Below are 9247 nucleotides of genomic sequence, written 5' to 3'. Positions count from 1 at the left end.
CTCCCTGCCCCCTGCCCCCCTGCCTACTCTTCTCCCGGTTCTAGGATGCGTTGGAAAAGATAACCAGTACCTCTAGCGGTGAGAATTAGTTCAGGGTTGCTGGGATCATCTTCTAATTTTGCCCGTAATCGGGAAATATGTACATCCACAACGCGAGTATCTACATGGCGTTCAGGAGTATATCCCCACACTTCTTGCAGAATTTCTGAACGGGAAAAAGCTTCACCTGAGCGACTGACTAACAATTCTAATAAGCTAAATTCCATCCCGGTTAAGCGAATCCGCTCATCACCTTTATAAACTTGACGCTTATTTGTATCAATTTTGATGGTGCTGACATGAATTACCCCGGAACTAGGAATACCGTTTGCACCTGTTTTGTCTACTCGTCGCAATACTGAACGAATCCGCGCTTCTAGTTCTTTGGGTGAGAATGGTTTAACGACATAATCATCAGCACCTAATTCTAACCCGGTGATGCGATCTGCGACATCTCCCAAGGCGGTGAGCATAATAATAGGGACATCCGATTCTTTGCGTAATTCTTGACAAACGCCATAACCATCGAGTTTTGGCATCATTACATCTAAAACTACCAGGTCTGGTTCAGCTTTGCGAAATATTTCTAAAGCTTCCTCTCCGTCTCCTGCTGTCACCACATCGTAGCCAATCATGGAAAGGCGTGTTTCCAAAATCCGACGAATGCTGGCTTCGTCGTCTACTACTAGGATTTTTTCTTTATGACTTTCCAAGTTTTGTCATGCTCCTTAACTAAAATTTTTCATGATTAATTTTAAATATCATAATATTAAGATATCATTACATGAATTGATTTGGAAAAAGCTCTAACTATTACTACGATTAAATTTCGGTTTTTTCCAAGAATTAATGAAAAATTAAGATTATTATCTAAAATTTAAGCATGGCAAAGCCAAAAACCATTTATATCTGTAGTAATTGTGCAGCGGAATTCTCCCAATGGTTCGGAAAATGTTCAAATTGTGACACTTACGATTCTTTAGTTGAGCAGAATATTAGCTCTTTTCTGGGGGATATACCTGGCCGGGGTGGGGTGGGAAATTGGCAAGCTGGAGGTCATAGTAAATCTCATGGTAAACCAGCTAAAGCTAGATCATCTCTGACTTTTGACCAAATTAGCGATCGCCAAATTGCTCGTTGGGAGTCCGGTTATGGCGAATTAGATCGAGTTTTAGGCGGTGGTGTTGTTCCCGGTTCAATGGTATTAATTGGTGGTGATCCTGGTATTGGTAAATCTACTTTACTACTACAAGTATCTAACCAATTAGCACAAAAATATCGTATTCTCTATATTACTGGAGAAGAGTCTGGACAACAAGTAAAATTGCGTGCTTCTCGCTTGGGAATGTCCAAACCTCCTCTTGTCGTCACAGAAGATCATCAAAATAAAGATCCGCAAGCACCAGTGACAAATCCTCAACAACCTATAGATCCTGACAGTATAGGCGCGGATCTATATATATTACCAGAGACGGATTTAGAAGAAATTTTACGAGAAATAGACTCTTTAAAGCCAAATGTGGCAGTAATAGATAGTATTCAAACCGTATTTTTACCAGCTTTGACATCAGCACCGGGTTCAGTGGCTCAAGTCAGGGAATGTACCGCAGCCTTGATGAAGGTGGCAAAACATGAAGATATTACGATGTTAATTGTTGGTCATGTTACCAAAGAAGGCACGATTGCCGGACCGAGAGTATTAGAACACTTAGTTGATACTGTATTGTATTTTGAAGGCGATCGCTTTGCCTCCCATCGCCTATTAAGAACTGTAAAAAACCGTTTCGGAGCAACACACGAAATTGGTATATTTGAAATGGTGTCTCAAGGATTAAGAGAAGTTGATAATCCTTCTGAACTATTTTTAGGCAATCGTGATGATCCGGCTCCAGGTACAGCGATTGTAGTGGCTTGTGAAGGAACAAGACCAATAGTAGTGGAATTACAAGCTTTAGTTAGCCCTACTAGTTATCCCTCCCCTCGCCGAGCAGGTACAGGCATAGATTATAATCGGTTAGTGCAAATACTCGCCGTATTAGAAAAGCGTGTGGGTATTCCTATGTCCAAATTAGATTCCTATGTTGCTTCTGCGGGGGGATTAAATGTAGAAGAACCAGCAGTAGATTTAGGAATTGCCGTTGCCATAGTTGCCAGTTTCCGCGATCGCATTGTTGATCCTGGTACAGTCTTAATTGGAGAAGTAGGATTAGGGGGACAAGTGCGATCGGTTTCCCAAATGGAACTACGATTAAAGGAAGCAGCAAAACTGGGATTTAAAAGAGCGATCGTTCCTAAAGGCACAAAATTTCCTGAAATTGGTATAGAGATATTACCAGTAGGTAAAGTCATAGATGCAATTATCGCGGCTGTTCCTCATCAGGAGTTGACAGAGGAAGATTTAGAACCTGATGGGGATGAATAACCGTTCTAAAAACCCCAATGCACGCACAGAGAAAGCACTAGGAGACGTAGAAAAAAAGGTAGAAATATCAATCAATTTGCGGACAATCATCCCATAAAGTTGTAATTTCTCGTAAACTCTGATGAGTGCCATTACCTAAGATTAAATGATCTAAAATGGAAATAGCTAACAGTTCTGCCCCGGCTAATAATTGACGAGTCAATTCGATATCTGCTTCACTGGGTTCTAAACTACCAGAAGGGTGATTATGGGCAACTATTACTCTTGTAGCACCTTGACGAATGACTTCTCGGAAAATATCACGGGGGGAGGCTAACGTTTCCGTCGCCGTCCCAATTGTAATCACTTTTGTGCCTAATAACTTATTTTTCACATCCAATAATAATACGGCAAATCTTTCTTGATTTTGCCACATCAAGTCTTGACTCAGCACCGCAGCCGCAGCAATGGGACTATCAATCACTGTTCCGTCGGAAGGACGAGATAAAAAAGTCCGTTTACCCAATTCAATTGCAGCGAGGATAGTTGTCGCTTTTGCTGGTCCCACACCGGGAATTTCCATTAATTCAGCGGGGGAGACATTTCGTAAAGCAGCTAAGGGGTCACACTGACCTTTACCCAATTGCTGTAATATATATTGCCCTAAACCAACTGCGGATAATTTACCAGGGCCTTGTCCAGTACCCAGCAAAATAGCGATTAATTCCGCTGTAGCTAAAATTTTCGGTCCGTGAGTCATTAACCTTTCACGGGGGCGTTCATTTTCCGGTAAGTCGGCTATTCTCAGGCAATAAGTCATACCAATTGGGAATTTTGAATTGGGAATAATTGTCATAGCATTCAGCTATCAGCTATCAGCGAAAAGCAGAAATAGCAAATAGCAAAGAAGAGGAGGTATTCATTTAATTACCTGTATTTCAGATTTTCAGGTTGATTGCTGAGAACTGGGGGCTGAATGCTAACTCATTATTTATCCCTTATTTGTGGACACAATTATTCCTTTTTGACAATATCTTTAATTTTTGTAGATACTACCCGGAATTACTTACTGGTAAATTTGCGTAGCTTTGAGCATATGGTAGGTAATAATTAACTGAGTCAGGGCGAGAGGATAACTTTGCAGTGTTTCTCCAGTTGTACCTGCAATTTTACCCAATTCTGGATTACTTTCCCGATCGCACACATTATTTAAATACGGCATATCATTACACATAATCCGTTCGATTTTATTCACCTGTTCCAAAGTTGCATGACCGTCAACCTCTAAAACATCCACCGGTTTTCCCATATCTCTATCCAGTCCCAAGCGGATAGCCGACTGGGTATCACTATGACCAGCGTGAATAATTTCCGTAAAATCAGGGTGGGGAATCGAAGGACGCAGCACCAAGCGCACATTTAAGCGCCCATTGGTGTTATCAATTTCATCATTGGGAGGATAGAAACTGACCACAATATCCGACCATTGCCGCTGAGGACGGATATACCTTTCTGAATCTGGTTCGCGCTTGTCTAACTCCGCTAATACCTGTTCTGGAGTATAACCGCGCTTTTGAGTATCCCGTTTTACCTTCCAATCAGCGCGAAGTGGTTCAGGAGGGGCAAGATAGACTTTAACATCATAAGCATCACGGGCTACACGGGTAGAATAACCTAGTAACCCTTCAATAATCACAAATTTACTGGGTTTGATATATTGCGGTGGTTCAAAAGTCCCTGTAGAGTGGCTGTAAACCGGCTTCAGAATCGCCTGTCCTGTCCGTAACAGCGATAAATGTTGCTGCATGATATCCAGATAGTTACAATCAGGATGCAGCGCCGTAATGCCGATTTCTGCCCGTTGTGTGCGATCGTAACGGTGGTAATCGTCTGTACATATAATAGTCACATTTTCAGGACCGAGTACCTGAGCAATCCCTCTAGTCAGAGTTGTTTTCCCAGCAGCACTATCACCAACAATACCCAGAATAATTGGACGGCTCATGAATACCTCCTCTGACGCGAGTAAGTTTATAGAATAATCTTCAATTTTAGAGGGCGAATAAGCACTTTCTTCAGAAAATTATATCTTTGCAACATCTCTACATAAACTCCCTGGATTTGGTGTAATGGGATGATTTTTTGCACGCAGAGGCGCAGAGGCGCAGAGGCGCAGAGATTGAGAACCGCCATAGATGTTAAGTAATGAGACGGAATTAATTACACAACTGATTTTCCTGTTCTTTTCAACCACCAACATAATTATTTTCCTCTTTATCCTGAAAATCCTCAAATCCCGGACATCCTGATTCAGACAATCAAGACTTGACAAATCTCAAAGACTAAGCTATATTTATGTTATGGGTGGAAAAGTGTGCGCCCATATATATAGGCTTTTCAACCACCAACATAATTATTTTCCTCTTTATCCTGAAAATCCTCAAATCCCGGACATCCTGATTCAGACAATCAAGACTTGACAAATCTCAAAGACTAAGCTATATTTATGTTATGGGTGGAAAAGTGTGCGCCCATATATATAGGCTTTTCAACCACCAATATAATTATTTTCCTCTTTATCCTGAAATCCTGGACATCCTGATTCAGACAATCAAGACTTGACAAAGCTCAAAGCTTGAGTTATCCTTATGTTATGAGTGGAAAAGTGTGCGCCCATATATATAGACTTTTCAACCACCAATATAATTATTTTCCTCTTTATCCTGAAAATCCTCAAATCCTGGACATCCTGATTCAGACAATTTAGGCCTGACAAAGCTCAAAGCTTGAGTTATCCTTATGTTATAGGTGGAAAAGTGTGCGCCCATATATATAGACTTTTCAACCACCAATATAATTATTTTCCTCTTTATCCTGTAAATCCTCAAATCCTGATTCAGACAATTTAAATTTTATTATGGCTTATTTTACCCCAGGGCAACTACTGAAAAAAGGACAATACGAAATTATTGATACTCTAGGACAGGGAGGATTTGGTATTACCTATTTAGCGCAAGATCATAAACGCAAAAAACAAGTAGCTATCAAAAGCCTCAATGTCTCCTTTTTGAAACAACGCTATCGAGATAAATATGGGAATACAGAAGGTTTTGCAGAATTTTTAGCAGAGGAACAGGACAAGTTTAACACCGAAGCGATGGTATTAGCTACCTTTGATCATCCTCACATTGTCAAAGTGTATCCTGAACTGTTTCAAGAAAATGGTTTATCTTGTATGGTGATGGAATATGTCAAAGGCAAAAATTTAGAACAATATTTATATGCGAATGGTGTTTTTAGTGAAAGTGCGGGTTTAGAAATTATTAAAGGAATTGGCGAGGCTTTAAGTTATATTCATAATCGTAATTATCTGCACCGAGATATTAAACCTGCGAATATTTTACTGCGAGAATCTGACAATAAAGCCATATTAATTGATTTTGGTTTAGCTAGAGAAGTCAATTTTGCGGAATTGATGAGTTTAACAAATGCCAAAACTCCGGTTTTTGCACCACCTGAACAATTTGAAAATAGAAGTAATTTCACTCCGGCTTTAGATATCTATGCTTTAGCTGCGACATTATATGTAATTATCGCCGTTGATGAACCTCCTTTCATTCCTCTGCCTAGTCCTTATCTGAATGCTAAGATAATGCTAGATATAAAAATGGCGATTGAACCACCGCAAAAATACAATTCTCAAATTAGTCAAAAGGTAAATGATGCTATTCTCAAGGGAATGGAGTTAGATTATCAAAACCGTCCTCAGTCTATTACAGAATGGTTTAAATATTTAGGTATTCAAACAAATAAAAAACCTAACCCCCCTAACCCCCCTTCCCTACAAGAGAAGGGGGATATTAAAGCCTCTCTCCTTGTAGGAGAGAGGTTGGGAGAGAGGTTTTTAACTAACCTGAAAACTTTCACTTTTGAAATTGTCACAACCAACGAGAAAGGAAGCATTATCAACAAACTCAACCACTCAGCAAATTACTTTGTCGAAGATTTGGGAAATGGGGTGAAGTTGGAAATGGTGGAAATACCCGCAGGAACATTTTACATGGGTTCACCGGAAAATGAAGAGGGAAGAAGAGATAGTGAAAGTCCCCAACATCAAGTTACTGTTCCCAGCTTCTTTATCGGTAAATATCCTTTGACTCAAGCACAATATCAAGCTATCATAGGAAAAAACCCTGCTCGCTTCAAAGGTGCTAATCGCCCTGTTGAAAAAGTGAGTTGGAATGATGCAGCTAGATTTTGTCAAAAGTTAAGCCAAAAAACAGGTAAAAACTATAAGTTACCCAGTGAGGCACAATGGGAGTATGCTTGTAGGGCGGGAACAACGACACCTTTTTATTTTGGTGAAAGTATTACCCCAGATTTGGTAAACTATCATGGTAACTATGCCTACGCTGCTGCACGGAAAGGGAAATATCGAGAACAAACCACAGATGTAGGAACTTTTCCCCCTAACGCTTTTGGTTTGTATGATATGCACGGAAATGTGTGGGAATGGTGCGAAGATGACTGGGAGGAGAATTATATAAACGCGCCTATAAATGGCAGTGCTTTGATTAGTCGAAGCGATAAAAAGACGCTGCGCGGTGGTTCGTGGTGCTTCGAGCCTGAAGATTGCCGTTCTGCTTGTCGCGGCAGCTACCGCCTCGTCAGCGACTACAACGCTTTTGGTTTTCGGGTTGTATGTAGTGGTGCGGCGAGAACTTAGTAGCCCTTTATACTCTTGCTCTTTTGCCCTCTGCTCTTTTTTCTTTTCCCTTGCCTCGCAGTTAGGCGGAATTTTTTCAGACAAATACTGGATGTGGAAACCTTATATATATGGAGGCGTACTTTTCCACCTATAACATAAGCATAGTCGAAACTGAGAACTTTGTCAAGGGGTAAAATTGTCTGAATCAGGATATCCAGGATTTTCAGGATTTACAGGATGTTGTTGGATGATTGTTTGTGGGGAAGTTGGGATTTTTCAGGATGTTGTTGGATGATTGTTTGTGGGAAGTTGGGATTTTTCAGGATGTTGTTTAATGGTTGTTTGTTGGGATTTTGGAGATGATTTTGTCTGAATTAGGATTTAAGGATTTTCAGGATGTTGTTGGATGATTGTTTGTGGGAAGTTGGGATTTTTCAGGATGTTGTTTAATGATTGTTTGTTGGGATTTTGGAGGATTTGGGGGTTGACATTTGATTTTAAATTTGTTATCATAAAATTGATAAGGAAGAACTATCATAAAATAATTAATATAAATCATGTCAAAACAGACTCTGGGTTTAGAACAAAACCTATATGATTATTTGCTTTCAATTTCCCTCCGCGAACCAGCTATTTTAACCCAACTGCGTCAAGAAACTGCTGAAATGCCCAGGTCTATCATGCAAATAGCTCCTGAACAGGGACAATTTATGGCATTATTAATTAAGTTAATAGGAGCAAAAAAAACCTTAGAAGTTGGTGTATTTACTGGCTATAGTTCCTTAGTAGTAGCTTTGGCTTTACCCGCAGATGGTAAAATAGTCGCCTGTGATGTTAGTGAAGAGTATACCAGTGTAGCTCGACGTTATTGGCAACAAGCGGGAGTCGCTGATAAAATTGATTTGCATATTGCCCCAGCTTTGGAAACATTAGATAAGTTATTAGTGATAGGGGAAGCGGGAACATTTGATTTTGCCTTTATTGATGCTGATAAAGGTAACTATAATAATTATTATGAGCAATGTCTTGAATTAATTCGTCCCGGTGGACTAATTGCCATTGATAATGTGTTGTGGTCAGGTAAAGTTGCAGAAACAGAAATACAGGATAATCAAACTAATAAAATTCGGGCTTTAAACCGCAAATTACATGAAGATTCCCGAATTACCTTGAGTTTAGTTCCCATAGCCGACGGATTAACCTTAGCGATGAAAAATTAGGAAAATCAACCACATGGAAGAACTACTTACACTCAAAGAACTCCTGCACCAAGGCAATATCACGGAAGCCTTGTTAATTGTCGAAGAATTAGAAGAAATGAGCAAATCTGATAAACTGAATAAAATATTTAGCTATGGCATCATTTTACTTCTACACCTAATTAAACAAGCTGCTGAAAACCGCACCACTAGGTCTTGGAATTTTTCTATTCGCAATTCTGTCAAACAAATTCAACGCAGTAATTCCCGTGAAAAAGCGAAAGGAACTTACATGAGTGAAACAGAATTAGCAGAAACCCTAGAAGATGCTTATGATTTAGCCTTAGAAAAAGCAGCAATTGAAGCTTTTGAAGGTCAACATGAAGCAGAAGAATTAAGCAAATTAGTCCAACAAGAAGAGATCATAAAAAAGGCAATGAACTTAATTTGGGAACGATAAATAAGATCCCCGACTTCTTTTTTATCTTGTTAGGACTTACGCAAGATTCATGGAATAACGAACCACAGAGGCACAGAGGTCACAGAGAAATGAGGATTTGAAAGATATTTCGCGTAAGTCGTGCTTGTAAATAAATTATAAATCCCACATTCCGCACCCCCAAGTGTCACACCCCAAGAAAACCGATATATTTAGTACATAAGAACTAATACCTGTGAGGGGTGATTAAAATTTATTGAGGCTAAATAGGAATAATTACTATTAAAGCAGATATATAGTCAATAAAACGACTAAGTACGAAATTTTGATTCTGAGGTGATTGTAATGGAAAACCTAGTCCAGAATCATTGAAAGCTTTATCCTCAATGACTATAAAAAACTAAAAAAACGTTTTAAATCAACAGAAAAATGAGAACATGGTAACAGATACTTATATGGAG

At 39.5% G+C, this 9247-nt stretch carries 8 protein-coding genes; 4 read left to right on the top strand and 4 right to left on the bottom strand.

Translation table 11 applies throughout. From position 1 onward, the window contains the following. Positions 1-23 precede the first annotated feature (23 nt). The gene (gene rpaB / locus AN486_RS25000; RefSeq protein ID WP_015079764.1) at positions 24-752 is read right to left on the bottom strand and encodes a response regulator transcription factor RpaB; all 729 of its coding nucleotides are present in this window, start codon (positions 750-752) and stop codon (positions 24-26) included. Positions 753-922: 170 nt separating this feature from the next. Between rpaB and radA the strand changes: the two genes are divergently transcribed. Further along, positions 923-2461, top strand: a complete 1539-nt coding sequence (gene radA / locus AN486_RS24995) for a DNA repair protein RadA (protein WP_168636686.1) — start codon at positions 923-925, stop codon at positions 2459-2461. A gap of 67 nt (positions 2462-2528) precedes the next feature. On the opposite strand, the gene radC is transcribed toward radA, so the two are convergent. Together radC and AN486_RS24985 are read right to left on the bottom strand one after the other, a co-directional pair. Next, complete coding sequence (gene radC / locus AN486_RS24990) at positions 2529-3260, bottom strand: DNA repair protein RadC (protein WP_053541262.1); 732 nt, start codon at positions 3258-3260, stop codon at positions 2529-2531. Positions 3261-3506: 246 nt separating this feature from the next. Then, a complete protein-coding gene (locus AN486_RS24985) occupies positions 3507-4445 on the bottom strand; it encodes a phosphoribulokinase (RefSeq protein ID WP_290602892.1) in 939 nt (312 codons plus the stop codon). Between the two features lie 912 nt (positions 4446-5357). Between AN486_RS24985 and AN486_RS24980 the strand changes: the two genes are divergently transcribed. Then, entirely contained in the window at positions 5358-7166 is a 1809-nt protein-coding gene (locus tag AN486_RS24980; protein WP_290602891.1) for a bifunctional serine/threonine-protein kinase/formylglycine-generating enzyme family protein, read from the top strand. A 363-nt stretch (positions 7167-7529) separates the two neighbouring features. On the opposite strand, the gene AN486_RS24975 is transcribed toward AN486_RS24980, so the two are convergent. Beyond that, positions 7530-7661 carry a hypothetical protein gene (locus tag AN486_RS24975; protein WP_290602890.1) on the bottom strand — a complete coding sequence of 44 codons (132 nt, stop codon included), beginning with the start codon at positions 7659-7661 and terminating at the stop codon, positions 7530-7532. Positions 7662-7705: 44 nt separating this feature from the next. On the opposite strand from AN486_RS24975, the gene AN486_RS24970 reads away from it, so the two are divergent. After that, positions 7706-8368, top strand: coding sequence for a class I SAM-dependent methyltransferase (locus tag AN486_RS24970; RefSeq protein WP_168636683.1), 663 nt, complete (start codon positions 7706-7708; stop codon positions 8366-8368). 13 nt (positions 8369-8381) lie between these two features. Further along, complete coding sequence (locus AN486_RS24965; RefSeq protein ID WP_053539110.1) at positions 8382-8807, top strand: DUF29 family protein; 426 nt, start codon at positions 8382-8384, stop codon at positions 8805-8807. Positions 8808-9247: the final 440 nt, after the last annotated feature.

The sequence above is a fragment of the Anabaena sp. AL93 genome (assembly GCF_001672085.1).
Taxonomy (GTDB): domain Bacteria; phylum Cyanobacteriota; class Cyanobacteriia; order Cyanobacteriales; family Nostocaceae; genus Dolichospermum; species Dolichospermum heterosporum.
This window is presented reverse-complemented; position numbering and strand designations above follow the sequence as displayed.

Excerpts from the sequence above, each read along its gene's own strand:
- AN486_RS24975 (WP_290602890.1), bottom strand. The coding sequence starts at position 7,661 with ATGATAACAAATTTAAAATCAAATGTCAACCCCCAAATCCTCCAAAAT.
- AN486_RS24980 (WP_290602891.1), top strand. The coding sequence starts at position 5,358 with ATGGCTTATTTTACCCCAGGGCAACTACTGAAAAAAGGACAATACGAA.
- AN486_RS24985 (WP_290602892.1), bottom strand. The coding sequence starts at position 4,445 with ATGAGCCGTCCAATTATTCTGGGTATTGTTGGTGATAGTGCTGCTGGG.
- radA (WP_168636686.1), top strand. The coding sequence starts at position 923 with ATGGCAAAGCCAAAAACCATTTATATCTGTAGTAATTGTGCAGCGGAA.
- AN486_RS24970 (WP_168636683.1), top strand. The coding sequence starts at position 7,706 with ATGTCAAAACAGACTCTGGGTTTAGAACAAAACCTATATGATTATTTG.
- AN486_RS24965 (WP_053539110.1), top strand. The coding sequence starts at position 8,382 with ATGGAAGAACTACTTACACTCAAAGAACTCCTGCACCAAGGCAATATC.
- radC (WP_053541262.1), bottom strand. The coding sequence starts at position 3,260 with ATGACTTATTGCCTGAGAATAGCCGACTTACCGGAAAATGAACGCCCC.